The sequence below is a fragment of the Acetatifactor aquisgranensis genome, from assembly GCF_943193215.1.
GTDB classification, from domain to species: domain Bacteria; phylum Bacillota; class Clostridia; order Lachnospirales; family Lachnospiraceae; genus Acetatifactor; species Acetatifactor aquisgranensis.
The window spans coordinates 19949-40073 of sequence record NZ_CALPDH010000004.1; the positions used below are offsets into that span (position 1 = coordinate 19949).

Annotated in this window: 21 protein-coding genes and 1 pseudogene; 13 read left to right on the forward strand and 9 right to left on the reverse strand. The window is 52.4% G+C overall.

Going from position 1 to position 20125, the window contains the following annotated elements:
• Window positions 1-47: 47 nt before the first annotated feature.
• Window positions 48-1343 (reverse strand): sensor histidine kinase, encoded by a 1296-nt coding sequence (locus NFS35_RS04495; protein WP_251205953.1) that lies wholly within the window; start codon window positions 1341-1343, stop codon window positions 48-50.
• Entirely contained in the window at window positions 1340-2059 is a 720-nt protein-coding gene (locus NFS35_RS04500) for a LytR/AlgR family response regulator transcription factor (RefSeq protein ID WP_251205954.1), read from the reverse strand. The genes NFS35_RS04495 and NFS35_RS04500 overlap by 4 nt, the downstream gene beginning before the upstream one ends.
• A 302-nt stretch (window positions 2060-2361) precedes the next feature.
• On the opposite strand from NFS35_RS04500, the gene NFS35_RS04505 reads away from it, so the two are divergent.
• From NFS35_RS04505 to NFS35_RS04525, 5 genes are all read left to right on the forward strand, one after another.
• Window positions 2362-3582: a GNAT family N-acetyltransferase gene (locus tag NFS35_RS04505; RefSeq protein ID WP_251205955.1), complete on the forward strand. Its 1221-nt coding sequence runs from the start codon at window positions 2362-2364 to the stop codon at window positions 3580-3582.
• A gap of 162 nt (window positions 3583-3744) precedes the next feature.
• The gene (locus tag NFS35_RS04510) at window positions 3745-4464 is read left to right on the forward strand and encodes a LytR/AlgR family response regulator transcription factor (protein WP_251205956.1); all 720 of its coding nucleotides are present in this window, start codon (window positions 3745-3747) and stop codon (window positions 4462-4464) included.
• A complete protein-coding gene (locus NFS35_RS04515) occupies window positions 4452-5855 on the forward strand; it encodes an ATP-binding protein (RefSeq protein ID WP_251205957.1) in 1404 nt (467 codons plus the stop codon). Before NFS35_RS04510 ends, NFS35_RS04515 begins: the two co-directional genes overlap by 13 nt.
• A gap of 258 nt (window positions 5856-6113) precedes the next feature.
• On the forward strand, window positions 6114-6845 hold the full coding sequence (locus tag NFS35_RS04520) for a YhfC family intramembrane metalloprotease (RefSeq protein WP_251205958.1): 732 nt from the start codon (window positions 6114-6116) through the stop codon (window positions 6843-6845).
• A 72-nt stretch (window positions 6846-6917) separates the two neighbouring features.
• Window positions 6918-7409: a DUF3887 domain-containing protein gene (locus NFS35_RS04525; RefSeq protein WP_251205959.1), complete on the forward strand. Its 492-nt coding sequence runs from the start codon at window positions 6918-6920 to the stop codon at window positions 7407-7409.
• A gap of 229 nt (window positions 7410-7638) precedes the next feature.
• On the opposite strand, the gene NFS35_RS04530 is transcribed toward NFS35_RS04525, so the two are convergent.
• Window positions 7639-8085 (reverse strand): NUDIX hydrolase, encoded by a 447-nt coding sequence (locus tag NFS35_RS04530; protein WP_251205960.1) that lies wholly within the window; start codon window positions 8083-8085, stop codon window positions 7639-7641.
• 24 nt (window positions 8086-8109) lie between these two features.
• Entirely contained in the window at window positions 8110-8634 is a 525-nt protein-coding gene (locus tag NFS35_RS04535) for a hypothetical protein (protein WP_251205961.1), read from the reverse strand.
• A gap of 221 nt (window positions 8635-8855) precedes the next feature.
• Here NFS35_RS04535 and NFS35_RS04540 point away from each other — a divergent pair, with 221 nt between their 5' ends.
• The gene (locus NFS35_RS04540) at window positions 8856-9233 is read left to right on the forward strand and encodes a pyridoxal phosphate-dependent aminotransferase (protein WP_251206163.1); all 378 of its coding nucleotides are present in this window, start codon (window positions 8856-8858) and stop codon (window positions 9231-9233) included.
• Window positions 9234-9252: 19 nt separating this feature from the next.
• Here the strand turns inward: NFS35_RS04540 and NFS35_RS29610 are convergent.
• Both NFS35_RS29610 and NFS35_RS04550 read right to left on the reverse strand, forming a co-directional pair.
• A pseudogene (locus NFS35_RS29610) lies at window positions 9253-9408 on the reverse strand (M56 family metallopeptidase); the annotation flags it as partial.
• The gene (locus tag NFS35_RS04550) at window positions 9401-9811 is read right to left on the reverse strand and encodes a BlaI/MecI/CopY family transcriptional regulator (protein ID WP_251205962.1); all 411 of its coding nucleotides are present in this window, start codon (window positions 9809-9811) and stop codon (window positions 9401-9403) included. The gene NFS35_RS04550 and the pseudogene NFS35_RS29610, both read right to left, overlap by 8 nt.
• A gap of 181 nt (window positions 9812-9992) precedes the next feature.
• Here NFS35_RS04550 and NFS35_RS04555 point away from each other — a divergent pair, with 181 nt between their 5' ends.
• Together NFS35_RS04555 and NFS35_RS04560 are read left to right on the forward strand one after the other, a co-directional pair.
• Window positions 9993-10844: a DUF2971 domain-containing protein gene (locus NFS35_RS04555; protein ID WP_251205963.1), complete on the forward strand. Its 852-nt coding sequence runs from the start codon at window positions 9993-9995 to the stop codon at window positions 10842-10844.
• 237 nt (window positions 10845-11081) lie between these two features.
• Entirely contained in the window at window positions 11082-12668 is a 1587-nt protein-coding gene (locus tag NFS35_RS04560; protein ID WP_251205964.1) for an AAA family ATPase, read from the forward strand.
• On the opposite strand, the gene NFS35_RS04565 is transcribed toward NFS35_RS04560, so the two are convergent.
• Window positions 12665-14740: an ABC transporter permease gene (locus NFS35_RS04565; protein ID WP_251205965.1), complete on the reverse strand. Its 2076-nt coding sequence runs from the start codon at window positions 14738-14740 to the stop codon at window positions 12665-12667. The two genes, NFS35_RS04560 and NFS35_RS04565, sit on opposite strands and share 4 nt — an antisense overlap.
• Window positions 14727-15503, reverse strand: a complete 777-nt coding sequence (locus NFS35_RS04570; protein WP_330640018.1) for an ABC transporter ATP-binding protein — start codon at window positions 15501-15503, stop codon at window positions 14727-14729. The genes NFS35_RS04565 and NFS35_RS04570 overlap by 14 nt, the downstream gene beginning before the upstream one ends.
• 397 nt (window positions 15504-15900) lie before the next feature.
• Between NFS35_RS04570 and NFS35_RS04575 the strand changes: the two genes are divergently transcribed.
• The 5 genes from NFS35_RS04575 to NFS35_RS04595 all read left to right on the forward strand — a co-directional run bounded on the left by NFS35_RS04575 (window position 15901) and on the right by NFS35_RS04595 (window position 19072).
• The gene (locus NFS35_RS04575; RefSeq protein ID WP_251205966.1) at window positions 15901-16335 is read left to right on the forward strand and encodes a GNAT family N-acetyltransferase; all 435 of its coding nucleotides are present in this window, start codon (window positions 15901-15903) and stop codon (window positions 16333-16335) included.
• Between the two features lie 49 nt (window positions 16336-16384).
• Window positions 16385-16951, forward strand: a complete 567-nt coding sequence (locus NFS35_RS04580) for an RNA 2'-phosphotransferase (RefSeq protein ID WP_251205967.1) — start codon at window positions 16385-16387, stop codon at window positions 16949-16951.
• Between the two features lie 132 nt (window positions 16952-17083).
• Window positions 17084-17539 carry a thioredoxin-dependent thiol peroxidase gene (gene bcp / locus NFS35_RS04585; RefSeq protein ID WP_251205968.1) on the forward strand — a complete coding sequence of 152 codons (456 nt, stop codon included), beginning with the start codon at window positions 17084-17086 and terminating at the stop codon, window positions 17537-17539.
• Window positions 17536-17874: a hypothetical protein gene (locus NFS35_RS04590; protein WP_251205969.1), complete on the forward strand. Its 339-nt coding sequence runs from the start codon at window positions 17536-17538 to the stop codon at window positions 17872-17874. Before bcp ends, NFS35_RS04590 begins: the two co-directional genes overlap by 4 nt.
• Window positions 17831-19072 (forward strand): leucine-rich repeat domain-containing protein, encoded by a 1242-nt coding sequence (locus tag NFS35_RS04595; protein ID WP_251205970.1) that lies wholly within the window; start codon window positions 17831-17833, stop codon window positions 19070-19072. Before NFS35_RS04590 ends, NFS35_RS04595 begins: the two co-directional genes overlap by 44 nt.
• Here the strand turns inward: NFS35_RS04595 and NFS35_RS04600 are convergent.
• On the reverse strand, window positions 19058-20077 hold the full coding sequence (locus NFS35_RS04600) for a sensor histidine kinase (protein ID WP_251205971.1): 1020 nt from the start codon (window positions 20075-20077) through the stop codon (window positions 19058-19060). The two genes, NFS35_RS04595 and NFS35_RS04600, sit on opposite strands and share 15 nt — an antisense overlap.
• Between the last annotated feature and the right edge of the window lie 48 nt (window positions 20078-20125).

Sequence of the window (20125 nt, forward strand, 5' to 3'; positions counted from 1 at the left end):
GGACAAGGCGGCTCCTCTCATTCGATTCTGGCGTTATGTAGTATGCATCAGAAGAACAGTATTGCTGTTATTCTTAATTCTGTTCCGCTGAAGTTATACTGCATTGTTCCGTTATACTTTTCCACAATGCTTTTTACGCTCTGCATCCCCCATCCATGCCTTGTCCGGTCAGCCTTGTCGGTAATCCATCTGCCGGTTTTGGGGTCGATTTGGGGCTGTCGGGAAGTCGTATTGGAAACCTGGATCAAGATGAACTGATGCACACAGTGTATTTTCAGACAGATTACTGCATTGTCCGTATTTCTGCTTCCCTCTATTGCATTGTCCAGCAGATTCCCCAAAACCGTACATACATCACTGGGCTGTATGCCTGTATTTACCGGGAATTCCGCATCGATATCTGTTTTCATTCCCAGCTGCTCTGCCTTTTGCTTTTTGCAGCTGATGATTACATCAATAATATCATTTCCCGTAAATCTTTTTTGGACCATTTCTTTCATGGGTTCGCCGATCTGGCTGATATACTCTTTTGCCTCGTCCAGACGTTTTGAGACAAGCAGCTGATACAGGATATCTAAATGATTATTCAGGTCATGGTACAGCCTTGCGTTGCTCTCATATAAATGACTTACAGCCTGATAGTTTTCCTGCAATAATTCGTTCTGTATCTTCGCTATCCTGCTCTGCATTTTCTCGTTCTGGCTTTCCAGATATTTGTAACCCACATATATTCCCAGACTGCAGAGGAGCACCAACAGCCCGAATATAATGGATATCTCCACAGAAAAACTGCTCTGCGCCGGTTTCCTGTAATATAAAAAGAGCAGAAACGCAATCAGGGATATCAGCAATACCCTCTTTTCATGCTCACTCCGGATAAGCGGAATGATCAGTTTTCTCAAAGAAACCACAAAAACAATCATTACGGACTTTGCCCAAACCACCAGTCCTATTCTCTGTAAGGAGAATGTCATGATCGTATCGCCGTTTATATTGAAGTGGTTTCCGACAGACAAATACAGATTTGATGCCAGCATATCTGTGGAGCAGAAACACAAGGTATAAAGCACTGTAAGTGACAAAAGCTTTATGTAGCTGACGCGATAAAGCGCCATTGCTGACACACTGCCAAAAAGCATCCAGAAAAAGAGCGTGAATGAGGAATAAAGGACGATATTGTTTAGTCCCAATATCACAACAGCCAGGATGACGGATAAGATGTAGTCCCAGTATATCCTTACGTTTTTCCGCTCCTCCCTGAAAGTTTTGCCTGCCAGCCAGTAAAAAAGCCCGACTTCTGTCAGACAGGCGATCCATTCAATGAACTCAGATAAGAATATCATATGTGCTCGCTCCAATATATTGCCATCCGTACTTTTAGTTCTTCCAGCCTGGGGCGGCTGGCATGAATGCGCACCCCATTGCTCAGCAAAACCTCTTCTTTCTGAATGCTTTTAATCTGAGCGATATTCACGATGCTGCCCCGTTCCACGAAAACGAAATCCTTTGAATTAAGTTCTTTATGTACATCAGAAAGGCTCTTTCTCACGCTTTTCACACTGCTGTCCGTACAGATGATCATGGCGTTTTTGCCGTCTTTCTGGATATACACAATCTGCTTCAGCAGAATCTTCTCAATCCTTGCCGCAGTCTGTATCAGATAACTCTTATCCGCCTGGGACTGTACCCTTTTTATAGCGATCTCCAAAGCGCCCGGCAGCTTTTCATCCAGACAGCTTTTGGGAATGTACCTGAACACTTCCAGTTCATATGCATCGATTGCATATTTTAAGTAGGCAGTCACAAAAATCAGAATGGCATCCGGCAGACAGCCCCTTATTTCTTTCGCAAGTTTCATGCCGTCTGTATCGGGCATCTCAATATCGCTCAATATGATGTCAAAATACTTTCCCTCCTGAAGATCGTATTTTAACAAGTCGCTACGGCCATATGCTTCCAGCTCCGCTAAAATATTATTTTCTTTTAAGTATATCTGCACCTTATCCCTTATGGCTGCAAGCTGAGAAGCCTCATCTTCGCATATCGCTATATAGAGCATTTTTATCCACCTCTACTCTATTTTTTATCTATAATACACCATTCTGTAACTTTTATCATCTCTTTCGGAAAAATTTACAGACTTAGGTATCTGTTGTATTTTCGGCAGGGAAAAGGGATTCTAAGGAACACCAGGTTTTTTTAAAAAAAAGGCGAATACTTCTATGATACAACGGCTTTGCAAAAAACATTCCCAAAAGCTGATATAAATATGATATAATGCGAAAAGCGAAAGATGCGGGGCGAAGTGTGACGAAAGTCATGATGCCGCAGGCAAAAGGAACCACTACAAGGAGGAAAAGCATGTTTGCAAGAAAATTACAGCCTAGTGAATACTGGCGGGCGGGCCTCAACATGGCCGTGGCCTTTGAGGGCCCTTTCGAGTACGGAAAGGAACTGGAAAAATCAAAAACCGCAGAGGCGGATCCCCTGGAGGATTACTACGGGGCGTTCTCCGGCGAGGAGGAGCCGCCGGTGGCCTCTGTCATCATGAATAAGAAGCAGGTGCGCTTCGACGGCCATATCGTCAAAATGGGCGGCGTAGGCGGCGTGGCCACGCTCCCGGCCCATCGCCGGGGCGGAGCAGTCCGGGCCTGCATGGAACTGTCCCTGCGGGATCTGTATCAGGAGGGGTATGCCCTGTCCCATCTGTATCCTTTCAGCACCGCCTATTACAGGCAATATGGCTTTGCGCCTGCGGGCAAGACCCTGCGCTGGAGGGTGAAGCTCCAGGATCTGAAGCGCCTGCCGAATGCGGGCGGCACGGTGCGCCAGCTGCTGCCCGGCGATGATTTGAGCGTGTTGACAGAGCTTTACGGCAAAGCCTGCGGGGACATCAATTTTTCCTGCCTGCGGGAAACTTTCGACAAGAATCTTGAGGGGGACAAGCCTCTTGGCGAAAAGCGCTGGATGTTCCTCTGGTCGGATGACGATGGCGTTCCGGGAGGATTCCTCGTCGGCAGCAGAGTAAAGGATACGCTCCACTGCGTGACAGAGTTTTCCTGCAGGGACGGCCTCATTTTCACGGATGCGAAAGCCCTGATCGGTCTGCTGAACTTTGTCCATGCGGCGTTCATCGCCAACTTTGCGGACATTGAGTTCGGGATACCGGATCACATCGAGCTGGCGGGCCTGCTGCCGGAAATCAGCGCGATAGACTACAGGCCGGTCTTAAACGGAATGGCCCGGGCAGTCAACGCGGAGATGCTTTTGAGGCTTTGCCGCTGCAAGGGGGAGGGGAAGCTGGCGATTGGGATTTCGGACAAAATCATCCCGGAGAACAACGATACGTTCCTGCTGGACTTCGCTCCCGGCAGGGAGAATCTGGTGGAGCGGGTAAAGGTTCCTGCGGACATCGAGCTGGATGCGGGCAATCTGGCCGTGCTGCTGGGCGGCTGTCGGGGGACGGACAGCATAGCCATGACGCCGGATATCAGGGTGGCGCTCCCGCATATGAATGCCGGCGGGACAGAACTGGCTCAGGTGTTCTACCGCAAGCCCTGCCATGTGTTGGATTTGTTCTGAGGGATGGATTTTTGGAAACTGTTGACAAGTGGTTTCAGGAGATGTCATGAAGATTATATTGTCACCGGCCAAGAAGATGAAAGTGGATACGGACAGCCCGGAGCCGGGGGCTGATGGATGAATCGAAATCCGCAGGGCTGAAGTGGGGAATCGAGGCATGATATGATGAAGATAGCAGTCTGCGATGACGATGAAAATATTCTGGGGGAGACCCTGGAACTGCTGAAACAATATGAAAAGCTCCCTCTCTCCGTGGACGCCTATTCCAGCGGGGAGGCCCTCCTGGCGTCGGGAAAGAGGTACGATATTCTGCTTTTGGACATCGATATGGAGGGGCTCAACGGCATCGAGACCGCCCGGCGCATCCGGGAGGCGGACAAGGAGGTGAAGCTGATTTATGTCACCAATTACAGCGACTATACCATCTTCGCCTTTGGGGTGCATGCTTTCGCCTATCTGCTGAAGCCCCTGAGAGCGGAGGAGCTCTTCGCCCAGCTGGACGAGGCCTTTGCCTATGGGCTGGCAGGGCCGGAGCCGGAACTGGAGTTTGTGGCGAAAGAGGGGATTGTGCGGGTGGTGCCCTCCCGGATTCTGTGTTTCGAGTACCTGGGACGGCAGGTGCTCCTGTATACCACGGAGCAGGTGTGGCATTTGAAGCGGCAGATTACGGAATTGGCCCGGGAGATGGAGGGCTACGGGTTCGCCATGCCCCACAAGAGCTTCGTGGTGAATTTATATGCGGTACAGCGCATACATGGATATGAAATCACGCTTACAGACGGGAGGACGATTCCTCTGTCCCAGAAGAAATCAGCAGGATTCCGCCGGGCATTGAACGAGTACCTGGCGGGAGAAAGGGGGCAGGCGGCATGGAAATCCTGATTTACCTGATAATTCCCTGTGTGGGAAGCGTATTTCTCCTGGGGGGCATGTTCTATGGGGCTTACCGGATGTCAGGGGATACGGACATGCCCCGGCGGAAGATTGGAATCATTGCGGCTTATATCCTGGTGTGCATAGCGTGTTCCAGTCTGGGGAATACCTGGGTGAACCTGCTCTTTCAGCTGCTGTTCCCTTTGGTGGCCTGGCGGGTCTATGGGACGCCGAAGATTTACTGCCTGTACTATCTCATCCTGTCCGTGGCGGTGTGGCTTACGGATGTGGCGGCAGTGCTGACGTTTCAGATACTGGCGGCGGAAGGGATTCTGTACCTGAATACGCCCTGGCTCCAGTATATCCTGCTGGTAGCGGTCACCAGGATGACGGAATTCATGGTGATTCTGCTGGTGTCCATGGCGGTGGGGCACAAAGCCGGGCGGCATATCACCCTGAGGCAGGTGGCGCTGTCTGTCCTGCTGCCCCTGTATTCGGTTTTCAATATATACTGCATGCTGTATCTGATACAGATTTTTCCGACGAAGGAAATGCTGGTTCTGCTGGGAATAAATCTGGCGCTGCTGATTGGCTTGAACATTTACTTTTGTGTGCTGGTGGACATAATGAGCGAGAACCACAGGCTGGAGAACGAGCGGAACCTCTATCGGGCCCAGGCCCGGATGCAGCATCAGTATTATGAGCAGGAGGAGGAGAAGTACGAAGCCTCCCGGAAGCTGATCCACGATATCCGCAACCATATCCAGGCCATGGAGGCGCTGTACGCGAGGGGGACATGCCCGGAGGGGTGCCAGGGGAAAGGCCGGGAAGGTGTTCAGAGAGAAGGCCGGGAAGGTGCCTGGGAAAGTGTTCAGGGAAATGTTGGGGAAAGTGCCCGGGGGGACATCCGGAGGGCAGAAAAGTATGCCGGGGACATCCACAGGATGCTGAACAGTCTCCAGCAGAAATACTATACTTCGGAAAAGCTGCTGAATATCATTCTGAATGATAAAGCGAGAACAATGAAACGCCTGGGCGTGAAAGAAGATATGAAGGTAGGGGAACTGTCCCTGGATTTCATGAAGGAGACGGATGTGACGGCGCTTTTCGCCAACCTTCTGGACAACGCGGTGGCTGCTGCGGCGGAGAGCAGGGACGGCTATGTGCGGCTGCGGGTGAACCGGGTGCGGCAGTTCCTGTCCGTAACGGTGGAGAACAGCTGTGACATGGCTCCGGTAAAGTCCGGGAGCGCTTTCCGTTCCCATAAGGCCGGCCATGAGGGGCTGGGCCTGAAAATTATCCGGCAGACTGTGGAGCAGTACGGAGGGGACGTGCAGATGGACTGGAAGGAGGGCGTGTTCACGGTTCGGGTGATGCTGGCGGCGGAGGGTTCGGGGTGACTTCCGGCTCCGGCCCCGGCTTTCTGCTTCGACGATTGCGCCGCTGCGGGGGCAGGCGTCCCTTTGGGAGAGGGAACGCTGTCTTTCAGGAGCGATATGCCATACCTTAGGTAAGGCATATTGCTTTTTTGTTGTGGGGATCCTAAAATAAAGGACACAAGCCCTGCAGGACAGCAGACAACAGAGAACCGCAGGCAGGGATAAGCCGCCGGAGACGGGGTGTCCAGGCGCTCCCAAGGCGGGAAAGGGGGTGGTAAGATGTTATTGGCAAGCTTGGGCATAGGAATTGCCATATGTTACGGACTGCCGGCTGCAGGCCTGATATTGCTGACGCGAAAGCGGAAAGCGGCCGGGAAAGCCTTTGCCTGGGGAGCCGCGGCGTTTGTGGTGAGCCAGCTGCTGATTCGCATCCCGCTTCTTCAGCTGGTGCTGCCGAACTTCAGCTGGTTTGCAGTGATGCAGCTGTACCCCTGGAGATACGGCCTGTTCCTGGGGCTGACGGCGGGACTGGCGGAGGAGACGGCCCGGTGGATAGCCTTTCGCTGCTTCCTGAAAGGGAGAGATGCCATGGAACACGGTCTGGCGTTCGGGCTGGGCCACGGCGGCATAGAGGCCATGCTGCTGGTGGGGCCCAATATGATTGCCGGGGCGGTGATGGCGCTGACGGGCCAGGCGGCGCTGTTTCCGGCGGATTGGGGGAGTGTGCTGGTGTCAGGGGCGGAGCGGCTCTTTGCCATGGCTTTCCATGTGGGCGCGTCATTGCTTGTGATGCACGGCGTGAGGACGGGCAAGGGGGCACGGTACTGGGCCCTGGCGGTGGCATTGCATGGGGCGCTGGACGCAGCCGTGGTCATCCTGCCTGCGGCATTCGGAGCGGGCGTCCTGGGAATCGAGTTATGGGCGGCTGCGCTGGGCGGCCTGACGCTGGCACTGGGGATTTGGCTTTGTCGAAAAAATCAGGGGGGCAGCGGTATGCTGACGGAGACGTAAGGTTCTGTGGCGGCGGGAAACCGGAAAAAGCCAAAAACAGACGGAAAATGCGTTTAGATAAGGAGGATACAAATGAAGACAAATATGAAGTCGGAAACGAAATCAGAAAGGAAGACAGAGACAATGGCAAAAAACAAAGCGAACAGAATGGGGCTCCTGAGGAAAGGCATTATCATGATTCTGGTCATGGCGGCAGCGCTTTCCCTGATTGGCTGCAGCGGCACGAAGCTTTCCGGGGACTTCGATGAGGAGAAGGTGAAAGCTGCGGCCCAGGAGGCCATCGACTACCTGGTGGCCGGAGAGTATGAAGCGTGCGTGAGCCTCATGGGCGAAGAGATGCAGGCCGCCATATCGGCAGAGGTTCTGGCCGGCAATATGGAGACCATGACCGGGCAGAAAGGCGCCTTTCAGGAGTACAAGAGCTGCTCTGTGGTGGGGCAGAAGGACAAGGAGGGCACAGAGTCCGCGGTAGCCGTGGTGGTAGCTGCTTTTGAAAAGGGGAACCTGACCTTTACCGTAAGCTTCGATAAAGAGATGAAGATGATCGGGTTCTGGATGAAATGACCGAACGCATCCCGGTGTGACGACACCATGATTATCTGACGGTTATGTCGGTACAAAGGCTGGCAAGTCACACGCTGGAGTGAATGCCCTGGATAAAGTAAAGAAGCCGAGGTTATGCGGTTAGCATAGGATGGAGCGGTTGATGGGGAGTGGGGTGGCAGTTTTTGAACAGGTGATTTCTGTCGGAGATTGCTATTCTTCGAGGAAGTATCTGGGGGCCCCGGGGAGTTTACCCCAGATAGCCCCTCCGCGTCGCCTCCGCCAGGAGCTTTGGCTGGATGTCGGGATATGTCCAGTTGGATGGCAGATTTTCGGAAAGGACGATTTTCTCGATTTCGCTGTGCAGCTCTTTTTCAAAGGAGAAGATATCCGCCACGAACAGCATGCCGAAGCTTTCGTCCTCATCGCCCTTGTTTACAGCGGTTTTCCCCTTGACGGAGTAGGCGCACACCGGCTTCAGGCGGAAATCAATGGCTCCCGTCTCCTCCCGCAGCTCCCGCCTGGCCGTTTCCAGGATGGACTCTCCTTTCTCCCGATGCCCGCCCGGCACCTCGTAGGTATCCCTTTCCCGGTGCTTGCAAAAGACCCATTTGCCCTCTGTCCTTGCGAGGATGACTGCAAAGGCGAGGAGGCTGTCTTCTATTTTTTCCTGTTCACAAAAACGGACTTCCACCATCTCCGCGTACCTCCATAAACTGTGTCACATCACATGCAGCTCGCGAAAAAGTAACGTAACATCAGTTTCATTCACTTTTAGAATCCAAAACAACGCTGTCAAATCGCTTCGCTCTCCGTTAAGAGGCACACCGTCAAAAAGGACATCGCCAATGATATTTTTGTAATCTAATCCTGTGATCACCCATGTCCTGGCCATCTCGTCTGATATGTCATAGTCGAAGAAATCTATGGAGGATGCAATATCTTCCAACAACCTGTCCCTGTCCGGGGCATCCAGAATAGAAGTCACCTTGTAGTCGACTGGACAATCATCCCCATACTCCCGTTTTATGTCCTCTTTTGTGAACCACGGCAGCCCATAGGTGAAAACAGCCGCTTCCAACCGCTCCGGTGTCCATACCCATCGTTCTCCGTCCACTGTCTGGGTATTATCATACATAATCAAATCCAGCGCTTCTGAATATTTTTCCTGTGCCAAAAGTTCGAGCCATTCGACAATCAGATTTTTGATTCCCTCTTTGCCGGTGGTTATGGATATGGTTTTCAATTTTTTCAGACCTCCATCAAATTCCAGGATATTCCACGATTCATAACGAATATTTTACCACAAAACCAACTGGATGTCATTCATTTATCCTACCTGCCCCGGTGCTTTTCCTTTCTTTTCTGCTGTTTCAGTTCAAACTATTATATATTTGACTATAGTATAATCATTCTGTATGATAATGTAAAGGATGAAGCTTACACGGAGCAGAGCAGGAGGGAAAGATGGAACGGATTAAATGCGCAGACAGAATGCGGAACGTGCATTCGGATATCAGGGGGCCTCTGTTTGAGGAGGCCATGGAAATGCAGAGCAGAGGAATCGAGATTTTGAAGCTGAATACGGGGAACCCGGCGACTTTCGGATTCGGACTGCCCAAGAGCATCGGGGACGCTTTGGCGGGCCAGGTAGACAAGGGCGTAGGGTATTGCGACTTCAGGGGCATGCCCCAGGCCAGGGAAGCCATCTGCGCGTATGAGAAAGGCGCAAGAGATGTCCCGGCAGTGGCTGACTGCGTGATGCGGGGATTGGACGAAGCCGTTTGCTGTGCCGGATTCGCCGGGTTCGCACCGTCTCTATCCTGTCAAACAGATAGCTGCTGAAAGTGAAGCCCGGCGCAAAGGGCAGCAGAAACCGCAAAACTACCACGAGCCAGATATAATACTGCCAGCGCCGACTGAACCGTTCCCGGCACAGACGGTTCAGGAAAAGTACGAACAGGAACAGCAATGTGCCGGACAGGGTAAGCGACAGCAGCGTCTTGGTAAACTCATTCATCCGCAGCCTCCTGTTCTCCGTCCTGAAAGGACCTGCCCACTTCCTCCCAATAGCGTTCCACTTCCGCCATGTCCTCTGCCGGGAGGATGTCCTGCCGCAGCAACGTGGACACCAGGCCCCGCACGTTCCCGCCGTATACCTTGTTCAGGAAACTGTGGGTCTGCAGGGTCTGGTATTCCGGCTCCGCCACCAGCGCGATATATTCGTTGCGCCTGCCGATTTTTCGGATTTTCAGGTATTTCTTTTCGATTAGGCGGGAAAGCAGGGTGAGCACTGTGTTCTTCTTCCACTGGCGGCTGTCCTTTTCCAGCGCGTCTAGTATCTGGGAGTACAGGGCCCTCCCGCCGCCTTTCCAGATGATTTTCATGAGGACTGACTCCGATTCTGATATCTGCTGCAGCATGGTTGCTCTCCTTTTTATCTTAACAATATGTAGGCATAAATATATTAACATGATGTAGGCTTGGATGTCAAGCCTGGAATGATTCGGACCAGAAAAATTCGGATTGACGGAGCAGTTAAGAAAAAACAGGAGAGGATTGGGTTATAATGTGTTAAAATAAAGTCTACGGGAGGAACCGCAAATGGCAAGGGAATACGAGAACGACATTCTATATCACTACACGGACTATCAGGCCCTGGACGGCATCCTCCGCCAGGCCCAGCTGCGGGTGAACAATGTGCTGAACATGAACGATGCGGCGGAAATGCGCTATTTCATGGAGGGGCTGTGCGATGCGGTGGCCGGACGGCTGGAGGGCGATGGGGATCATGAGCGGGCGGAATGGGTGCGGGAGCTTTTTCGGGAGGAACTGAAGAAAGAATTCTTCTATTCCGCCTATGCGGCCTGTTTTTCCCTTTTCCGGGATGACGCTGCCCAGTGGGAGCGCTACGGGAACCGGGGCCGGGGCGTGTGCATCGCCTTTCAGGGGAAATATCTCCAGAGAATGGCCAAAGGTGTCCTGTCCCTCCAGACGGTCTTCTATCAGGACGATATGGCGGCCCACAATCTCACAGGCGTATTCTACCGGCTGGTCAAGAGGAAGAAGGATTTAGCAGAAGCCGAGCATGGCACGGAAATCAAGAAAGCCATGAATTATGCCTGGAGCTGTTCCGCGGCGTTCAAGCATCCCTCGTTCCTGTCGGAGCAGGAAGTGCGCCTGGTGGTCTCCCCTTTCGTGAAAGAATATTTCGAAGTGAGCCCCTGCTATCATGTGACTGTGGAGCGCATCAAGAAATATTATCCGTTGGATCTGATGGACATGTGTCAGAAAGCCGGAATCGGACTGGAGGAGCTGGTGCAGGAGATCATCATCGGGCCGGAGTCCACTCAGTCCAAGCCTATTATGCAGGATTACCTGCGGGACAATGGATTGAAAGAGCTGGCGGAGAGGGTCTCCCTGTCCCAGTGTCCGCTGCGCAGATCCCTGTCATGACCGCCGAATAGTATAAGGAATTCTAACCCTTTGGTCAATTTGTCCTGTTTATTTTTATGTAAGCAGATGACTCGTAAAATGAATCTGCAGATATACATTGCGGGCAGTGGGCAAATACTTTATAATCAAGCATAAGAACCAGGGTTTAAAGAGAGAAGCCATTGTTTTGGTTTTGCATAGGAGGAAAGGGCGACAAGCTTTGCGGACAGGAAGCGAGTGACAGGAGGGAGAAAGTCTATGGGAAATTATCTAAATCCAGGCAATGCCGGATTTGCCGGAATCAGGAATGATGTCTATGTGGATAAGTCGGGATTGATTCAGTTGATTAACCAGACCATCGATACGCCAAGGCGTCTGACATGTATCAGCAGGCCCCGCCGTTTTGGGAAATCTTTTGCGGCTCAGATGCTGTGCGCCTATTATGACAAGACCTGCGATTCGGCAGGGCTTTTTGATGATCTGGAGATTGCGGGAGACATACATTACCGGGATTACAGGAACCGGTATGATGTGATTTACCTGGATATGACAGAGGCTATAGGGGAAGCGTCTGTGGCGAATGTGGTGCCCTATATCCAGGAGAGCGTCATGGAGGAACTTGCAGAGAGCTATCCGGAGTCAAAGGCTGCCAAAGGGTTTGCGGCAACGCTGGCCAATGCGGTGGAAACGGCGGGAAATAAATTCGTCATGATTATAGATGAATGGGACGCGCCTATACGGGAATCTGTGGGGCACCCTGACTTGCAGAGAAGATATCTGGAATTTCTGCGCTCCCTGTTCAAAAACAGCGGAATGACGAGTAAAATCTTCGCGGCGGCGTACATGACAGGCATCCTCCCCATTAAAAAGGACGGCTCCCAGTCGGCCATATCGGACTTTCTGGAATATACCATGGTCAAGCCCAGACAGTTCGGAAAATATGTGGGATTTACGGAGGATGAGGTCAGGGAGCTCTGCCGGACTTACGGCAGCGATTTTGGGAAGATGAAACAGTGGTATGACGGCTATTCTTTCCGGGATTTGACATCCGTCTATAATCCCAATTCCGTTATGAAAGCAATACGCAATGATGACTTTGATTCATACTGGACGCAGACATCCGCCGCGGACAGCCTGATGGGGTATATCAGCCTTGATTTTGACGGCTTGGGCAGAACGGTCGCGGAGCTGATTGGCGGCGTGGAGACTAAGGTGGACACGAAAGGCTTTGCGAACGATCTGGTGACTTTCCGGGACAGGGACGATGTGCTGACGTTGCTGATTCATCTGGGATACCTGACCTATGATGAAGAGACGCAGAGGGCGCATATTCCCAACGAAGAGATTCGGCTGGAATTCACCAGAGCCATCCGTCATGTAAAACGCGATGACACCATTCGGAGAGTGTGGGAGAGCGCACGGCTTATCGAGGATACCGTCCGGGGAGATGAAGAGGCCGTCGCAAGGCAGATTGAGAAGATTCATGAGGAGGAGTCGCCACTGCGCTATAACAATGAGCAGGCGCTGAGGAGTGTTATTAAGCGGGCTTATTTCAGCTATGGGGACGAATATGTGATGTTCGAGGAACTGCCGGCGGGAGCCGGTTACGCGGATGTAGTATATCTGCCGAAAAAGGATTCTATGCTGCCGGCCCTGGTGGTAGAGCTGAAGTGGAACCAGTCGGCGGATGGTGCCATCGAACAGATTCTGGACAGACGCTACCCGCAGGCTGTGAAAGAGTATGGCGGCGACATCCTTCTGGTAGGAATCAGCTATGCGAAGGATGCGCCGTCGGGGAAAAGAAAGCATCGGTGCAGAATAGAGAAATATTTGGAAAAACGTTAATGCAGCACACTGCGCTTCAGGCTGCTGTAAGCCATCAGGATATACAGGAAATAAATCAGGAAGAACAGCCCCAAGGCAGTTCCCAGGATTCCGGCCAGATGTGCAATCCCTGTTATGGTGCCGGGTTCAAAAGCATAGGACATGGCACAGAGGATCGGGATGCCGATCAACAGGGGCGGCAGAGCGGGCATGGCGTAGTAGATGGCGAACTGCTTTAGCAAAGTTTGGGACATGTCCCGTCTGTCCATGCCCAGTTTTCGGAGCAGGGTGAACTGCCTCCGATACCTGGTGCTTTCGTCAAGCTGCTGCACTGTGAGGATGGTGGCGGAAGCCATGGTGAGAACCAGCGCCAGATAGTACAGCGGGAAAATGGTGCAGGCCGACATGGAGGCGTATTCCCTTGCCAGGGAAGTCCTGGTCATCAGGGTAAAAAAGCCGGCGGAGAAATAGGTCAGTCCGGCGTTTCCGCCCATATGGTTCTCGTGGATTTCCCGCAGCTCATCGTCCTGTTCCTGTGTCAGAGGTACGCTGGTCATGACGCCGTATACGCTGTGGCTCACAGGGCAGGAAACCAGGCATTCGTCCGGCACCACCAGGAGAAATCCCCGTCCGTTTCCGTCCCACAGCTTCTGGGTGAAGTGCTCTGTATATACGCCGCCCGGGGAAAGCCGGTTTCCGTCAATATTGACTATATCATTGTAGTCAGACATCAGATTGCCCAGATATTCCATGCAGTGGATGATATAGTGTCCGGGCTCCAGGGTGGCCTCGCTGTATCCGAGCATTTTCCGCAGGGCCGCGTAATCGCTGTAGGCCATCAGGGGGTCGTAGTCGTAATAGGCATAATACGAGGCGTTTTCGTCAATATAGTTCGTCACCTGGAGATTTTCTCCCCGGTAGATATGATACTGCATGGAGGCCCGCAGAGGAACCTGGTCCCGGACATATTCCAGATAAGGCTGGAACTCCGGGAATGCGGACTCCGTATGGGATTCCGGGTTCTGTATGCTGCGGGTAGAAGCGCCCGCGGGGGGATTGTTCGCTTGGGGCGCGGCCGTTTGGGCTGTTGCGGAACTATCCGATATTGCAGCGGAGGCTTCCGTACCGACAAAGATGTCAAAACAGGTGCTCCCGTCCACTCGGCTTTCAAACAGGGCACTGAACAGCATGCCCGTTCCCTCACAAATCAAAGTGACCGTAAAAAGCAAAGAGATTGTGGCCATGGTCAGTCCCATGGTATTCAGTTTGGCGGACAGGCTGCGGTAAATCAGCAGCGTATGGGAGGCGTATTTCTTCCCGGGCCGTCTGTCGAAATAAGCGGGCACGCTGGAGGAGAAGCTCAGGAAGAATCCGTACAGGAAGACGAGGACGCACACGACGCCCAGTAACGCTAAGGGCAGGATTTTCGTCAGCAGCAGCGAGATGCCCAGGAGGCCGGACAGGACAGATGCCGTAAATAATTTCCGGCGGTTCCGGCTTTTTTTGACAGCTTCGGTCTCGTTCTTTTTTTCATAATAAATCAGGTCATGGATGTTCATGGTCCGGATGCGTTTCCGGCTTTTCCACAGCACCAGCAGATAGATGGCGGCAAAATATACAAAGGTCAGCGCCACCGCTTTTGGCGGAATAGCCAGGCTGAAGGTATAGGGGGCATGGAACAGGGACAGGGTGATGGCCCGCAGCACCTGGAAGATCAGGTTGCCAAGGAGCAGCCCCAGCCCCAGGGCCACGCCGCCTACCGCCAGGTTTTCCAGAAAGAACAGTCTGGCCACCTGGCCGGGCTCCAGGCCGATGAGAATATAGGTGCCCAGCTCTCTGCTGCGTCTTGTGAGCATGAAGGCGGTGACGTAGTGAATCAGCCACCCTGTGACGGCGATGACCAGGATGCTGGCCATAATGATGAAAACGGGCAGGCTTTCCATGAAGGAGGACAGGGTGAGCAGCTCCTGGGAGAAGACCAGTCCGTTGAAAGCGTGGATCAGGGCGGCGGACAGGATGACAGTGACGAGATAGATCAGATAATCTCCGGCCTGCCGTCTGGCGTTGCGCAGGGAAAGTTTAGATAACGTCACTGATATCACCCCCTAACAGCCCCAATACGTCCAGGATTTCATGGTAGAAGACGGCCCTTGTCCGGTCTCCGCGGATCAGCTCGTTGAACAGCCGGCCGTCCTTTAAGAACAGCACCCGGGTGGCATAGCTTGCGCTGTATGCGTCATGGGTCACCATGAGGATGGTGGCATGGCAGCTCTGGTTCATCCGGGACAGAATTTCCAGAAGATTTTTGGACGCTTTCGAGTCCAGGGCACCGGTGGGCTCATCCGCCAGAATAAGGGACTGCCCTGCCACCATGGCCCGGGCGCAGGCGGCGCGCTGCTTCTGGCCGCCGGACACCTGGTAGGGGAACTTATCCAGGATATCGTCAATCTTTAGGCGCATGGCCACATCCTGTACCATATCCCGGACCTGGTGGGGGTTTCTGTGGTTGATGGTGAGGGCCAGGCCGATGTTCTCCTCCAGAGTCAGTGTGTCCAGCAGATTGAAGTCCTGGAAGACGAAGCCCAGCTTCTCCCGCCGGAAGCTGGCCAGTTTGGCGGGGGGCAGATTGGAGATATCCTCTCCGTTCAGCAGGATATGCCCAGCGCTGACGGTATCGATGGTGGAGATGCAGTTCAGCAGCGTGGTCTTGCCGCTGCCGGACGCGCCCATGATGGCGATGAATTCCCCCTCCTTTACTTCGAAGCTGATGCGGTCGAGGGCTTTGGTGACGTTGTTTTTGCTGCCGTAATATTTTTCGATGGCTTTTACCTGTAGCATGCGTGTAGACGGTGGCATATAAACGGAATATCGTTTTTGATAATCCGGGATGCCGCGCTCTCCTTTCCTATGAAGCTGCTGCGAAAACTGGGATTCGCAGCGGGATGTTGTAAGGCAATGATACACCCGCCACAGGGAAAATGGTATCGAATTTATATTGATTTAGCTTACAAATTTGTAAGATTCTATTTTTCTTATCATTTGTACCATGGGAACTGTGCCATCGGAGATGCGGGCGATTACAGAATCTCCCTGTCATTTTATCCAGCATTTGTCATTTTGGTCTTGTCTTATGGCAGATGCTGTTTTATATTTATTATATGGGAAATGGGCCGGGGAGGCAAATGAATGTTTTGTGAACGGCGTAAAAGCTGGAAAGAAAATGCAGAAAGCATCTGAAGAAAGGAAATGGAAGATGACAATCCGCGAAATGAAACTGGAAGATATAGAGCTGATTCTGCCCATGTATCTCTCCTATTATAACGAACAGGAAGGGGGCTGCTGGACGGCTGAGACGGCGGGGAAACGAATCCGCCAGGTGCTGCACATGGACGACTCCTATGCATTGCTCATGGAAGACGACATAGATGTAATCGGATTCGCTGTCGGATATTTCAAGCAATACGATGACATCGTGGGATACACGCTGGAGGAAATCGTGATTGCCCGGGAACACCAGAACAAGGGCCTGGGCAGCAGCCTGTTGGGGGAGCTGGAGCGGCGGGTCCGGGAAAAGGGAGCGGCCTGTGTGGAGCTTCAGGCTGTGAATGATGAGATGCATGAGAGATATTACGGAAAAGCGGGCTATCACAATGCGAAAAATTTCGTGATGAAAGTGAAATGGTTCTGATAGCCATGGGTTTTCCGGGAAAGACTAATGGAGGGATTTGAGGAAAAGCATGGGGAGTTTAGACGGACTGAGCATTTTTCTCAGCCAGGTGCTGCGCCACAAGCCGGAGAAAGCGCATGTCACGCTGGACGAGCATGGCTGGGCCGATGTGGAGGAGCTGCTGGCAGGAATCTGCAGCACCGGCCGAAAGATGGACAGGGACATATTGGAAGAAATCGTGGCAACCGACAAGAAACAGCGCTACAGCTTCAGCCAGGACAAGAAGCTGATTCGGGCAAATCAAGGCCACAGCATACCTGTGGATGTGGAGCTGAAAGAACAGGAGCCGCCGGAAATCCTGTACCACGGAACCGCTGAAGCATTTCTGGACGCGATAAACGCGGAAGGCCTGAAGCCCATGAGCCGGCTGTACGTCCATCTGTCAAAGGATGTCGAAACCGCCGTAAAGGTAGGAAAACGCCACGGCAAGCCTGTGGTGCTGCAGATTCGTAGCGGGGAAATGCACAGAGACGGCCAACCGTTCTATCTGTCGGAAAACGGCGTGTGGCTGACGAAAAAAGTTGCGTGCGGATATTTTGAAAGAATGGACATCCTCTCCGGCTTTCCGCCAGGCTGAAAAGGAGTGGAGGAAGTGCTGCGTTGTATGGCCGGATTTTTTTAGAATGGATTACAAGTTATCTATCAAGTTATGGCATACCTAATCAGAAATTGCTACAGCTCAAAATAAACGAAAAAATGGAGGAACATCATGTTAGAGACAGGAACGAAAGCACCGGATTTTGAACTGCCGGATCAGAATGGAGATATGCACAAATTGTCGGATTACGCGGGAAAGAAAGTAATCCTGTACTTCTATCCAAAGGACAATACCCCCGGGTGCACCAAGCAGGCCTGCGGCTTTTCGGAGAGGTACCCCCAGTTCATGGAAAAGGGCGCGGTGGTGCTGGGGGTCAGCAAGGACACCGTGGCATCCCACAAGAAGTTCGAGGAAAAGTACGGCCTTGCGTTCACGCTGCTGGCCGACCCGGAGCGCAAGGTCATCGAAGCCTATGACGTCTGGAAAGAGAAGAAGAACTACGGCAAGGTTTCCATGGGCGTGGTGCGCACCACATACCTGATTGACGAGAAAGGAATCATTATCCGGGCCAACGATAAGGTCAAGGCCGCGGAGGACCCGGAGAAGATGCTGGGCGAATTGGAATGAAGATTATTTGTGATGGTCAGTATATATTGTCACCGGCCAGGAAGATGCGGGCGGATTCCGACAGCCTGGCGCTCGTGGGAGAGCCCAGGTTTCTCAGCCGGGCGGCGGAGATCCTGGGGTGGCTTCGGGAACAGTCTCCGGATGAATTAAAGAATCTCTGTATAAGAAAACTGACATGTGTTTTCATAAAAGTGAGGAATTATGCGAAAGAAAATTTCTATTATATGCGTTGTATCTCTGTTTTTGGCAGTTTCGATGTTGTGCATGGCATGCGGAGCGAAAGCTACTACGATGAAATTAGCGCGGACGGAAGGCGAAGCTGTCGTCAGGAATGAAAAGGCAAGGGAGCTGGAACCCTTTGTGGATATGAATCTGTACAGCGGTTATCAGATGGAGACCAATCCGGAGAGCTATGCATGGATAAATCTGGACGACGTAAAGCTGATAAAAATGGACCAGAACAGCGATATTGAAATCCAAAAGGAGGGAAACAGTCTGGAAGTCTTTTTGAATTCCGGCAATCTGTATTTTGACATATCGGAACCCCTGGCCGATGATGAGACCATGGATATCCGCACTTCCACAATGGCTGTAGGAATCAGAGGTACCTGCGGATGGATAGAGGTGCCGGATTCAGAGCATATGCGAATCTATCTGCTGGAAGGCAAGGTGGAATGCATGATAGGTCAGGAATCAGAAGAACCGACGGCAGCAGTTATCTCCGAAGGGGAAACGGCAGCAATGTCTGTAGAGGGCGGGCAGGCAGAAATTACTGTGAAAGCGTTTGACATGTCGGATATCCCTGGCTTTGTCAAAGAGGAAGAGCCGCCTGTACCCATACAGACATTTATCCCCTGGGATGAGGCAGGGCTGGAGGATCATGTGATGGAATGGGGGGATGAAAATCTGGAGCAGGCAATGCGCCGCTATTTACGGATGGAAGAAGGAGACATCATGCTCAGCGATGTGTGGGAGTACATGGATCTGGGCAATGCATTTTTGGGCATGAATATTACAGATATATCTTCTTTGGGAGAACTGGTTAATATCCGGGTTCTTATACTGGAGGGCAACCAGATCAGCGATATTTCTGCCCTGGCAAATTTGACAAATCTGGACAATCTTATATTGGAGGGAAATCAGGTCAGCGACATCTCGGCCCTGTCTAATCTGAAGCACCTCCACCAGCTGATACTGGCGGATAATCAGATTGAAGACATTTCAGCTTTGGCGGGAATGAGAAAATTGACAAGGCTTGATCTAAGAAATAACCAGATTGAAGATATTTCGCCCCTGAGCGGCTTGACGCAGCTGTTATACTTGAACCTTGGGGGTAATCAGATCAGTGATATTTCACCTCTGGCTGGTTTGCAATCGTTAGATAATCTCTATTTGGGCAATAATCAGATACGTGATATTTCTGTTTTGGCCGATTTGCAATTGCTGACTACCCTCGACTTGAGAAATAATCAGATAGATGATTTCTCTGCCCTGGACAATTGGGATGAGGGGCATACTTTAATGCTGGATTGAGCTTGACTTTGTGCTTTTTGCCGGAAAAGTAAGCGTCACGCTGGCCCCCTGGCTTTCCACGGATTTCATATCCAGTTGGATTTCCAGGTGGTCTGCCAGTTTCCGGCACAGATACAGCCCCATCCCGGTGGAACCGCCCCGGGCGCGGCCGTTGCTGCCCGTGAAGCCCCTGTCGAAGACCCGGGGCACCTCCTGGGCGGGGATGCCGATTCCGTTGTCGCTGACCACAAGCTGCACCAGGTTCCCCAGGGATTTTGCGGAAAAAGCCACCACCGGCTCCCCGCTCCGGTACCGCACCGCGTTCTGCAGAAGCTGCCCCAGCATGAAGCAGACCCATTTCCTGTCCGTATAGACCACATGTTCCAGGTCACAGGTCTCTATGCGCACGCCGTTTGGAATCAACAGGGAGCGGTGGCGCTCGATAGCTTCCGCCACCAGGCTGTCCAATGAGGTCTGGCGGATGAGGAAATCCTGTTCCGGATGCTCCGCCCGGGCATAGAACAGAACCCGTTCCACATGGTTCTCAATCTGAGCCAGCTCTACAGTGAGCTTCCGCTGCAGATTTTTGTCCGCATTCCGGCACAGCAGACGCGCCGCCGTGATGGGAGTCTTGATTTCATGAACCCAGCTCTCGATATATTCCCGATACTCTTTTTGGGCGGCCCGGGCATCAGAGACCGTCTCAATCATGTCCTTGCCCGCCCGGCGCATCAGACTGAACAGCGCCCGCTCATAGACAGTGTCCGGTTCCGGAGCGCATTCCATAATCAACTGCTTCTGATCCAGCCCGTCCATAATACTCTCCAGCTCCCTGAGATGCCCCAGCTCCTTAAAATAATCAAAAATAAGCACCCCCGAAACCAGCAACACCCAAAAGACCCCCAAAATAACCACAATACCCGCCTGCGTCCCTGTAACCAGCAAAATGACCGCAGCAGCCAAAACAAAAACCCCCTGCATGACCACCCGCCCCATCCGTTCCCCCAAAAACTCCCCCAAATTCATGTCCCAAGCTCCTAACCTTTCCGCCTAAAATGTTGCATCACAATAGCG

What these genes read in the sequence shown, in the direction of transcription:
- NFS35_RS04515 (WP_251205957.1), top strand. Translation starts at nt 4,452, where the DNA reads ATGGAAATCCTGATTTACCTGATAATTCCCTGTGTGGGAAGCGTATTT.
- bcp (WP_251205968.1), top strand. Translation starts at nt 17,084, where the DNA reads ATGTTAGAGACAGGAACGAAAGCACCGGATTTTGAACTGCCGGATCAG.
- NFS35_RS04495 (WP_251205953.1), bottom strand. Translation starts at nt 1,343, where the DNA reads ATGATATTCTTATCTGAGTTCATTGAATGGATCGCCTGTCTGACAGAA.
- NFS35_RS04520 (WP_251205958.1), top strand. Translation starts at nt 6,114, where the DNA reads ATGTTATTGGCAAGCTTGGGCATAGGAATTGCCATATGTTACGGACTG.
- NFS35_RS04570 (WP_330640018.1), bottom strand. Translation starts at nt 15,503, where the DNA reads ATGCCACCGTCTACACGCATGCTACAGGTAAAAGCCATCGAAAAATAT.
- NFS35_RS04580 (WP_251205967.1), top strand. Translation starts at nt 16,385, where the DNA reads ATGGGGAGTTTAGACGGACTGAGCATTTTTCTCAGCCAGGTGCTGCGC.
- NFS35_RS04505 (WP_251205955.1), top strand. Translation starts at nt 2,362, where the DNA reads ATGTTTGCAAGAAAATTACAGCCTAGTGAATACTGGCGGGCGGGCCTC.
- NFS35_RS04540 (WP_251206163.1), top strand. Translation starts at nt 8,856, where the DNA reads ATGGAACGGATTAAATGCGCAGACAGAATGCGGAACGTGCATTCGGAT.
- NFS35_RS04590 (WP_251205969.1), top strand. Translation starts at nt 17,536, where the DNA reads ATGAAGATTATTTGTGATGGTCAGTATATATTGTCACCGGCCAGGAAG.
- NFS35_RS04525 (WP_251205959.1), top strand. Translation starts at nt 6,918, where the DNA reads ATGAAGACAAATATGAAGTCGGAAACGAAATCAGAAAGGAAGACAGAG.
- NFS35_RS04595 (WP_251205970.1), top strand. Translation starts at nt 17,831, where the DNA reads ATGAAATTAGCGCGGACGGAAGGCGAAGCTGTCGTCAGGAATGAAAAG.
- NFS35_RS04600 (WP_251205971.1), bottom strand. Translation starts at nt 20,077, where the DNA reads ATGAATTTGGGGGAGTTTTTGGGGGAACGGATGGGGCGGGTGGTCATG.
- NFS35_RS04500 (WP_251205954.1), bottom strand. Translation starts at nt 2,059, where the DNA reads ATGCTCTATATAGCGATATGCGAAGATGAGGCTTCTCAGCTTGCAGCC.
- NFS35_RS04575 (WP_251205966.1), top strand. Translation starts at nt 15,901, where the DNA reads ATGACAATCCGCGAAATGAAACTGGAAGATATAGAGCTGATTCTGCCC.
- NFS35_RS04510 (WP_251205956.1), top strand. Translation starts at nt 3,745, where the DNA reads ATGATGAAGATAGCAGTCTGCGATGACGATGAAAATATTCTGGGGGAG.
- NFS35_RS04555 (WP_251205963.1), top strand. Translation starts at nt 9,993, where the DNA reads ATGGCAAGGGAATACGAGAACGACATTCTATATCACTACACGGACTAT.
- NFS35_RS04560 (WP_251205964.1), top strand. Translation starts at nt 11,082, where the DNA reads ATGGGAAATTATCTAAATCCAGGCAATGCCGGATTTGCCGGAATCAGG.
- NFS35_RS04550 (WP_251205962.1), bottom strand. Translation starts at nt 9,811, where the DNA reads ATGCTGCAGCAGATATCAGAATCGGAGTCAGTCCTCATGAAAATCATC.
- NFS35_RS04530 (WP_251205960.1), bottom strand. Translation starts at nt 8,085, where the DNA reads ATGGTGGAAGTCCGTTTTTGTGAACAGGAAAAAATAGAAGACAGCCTC.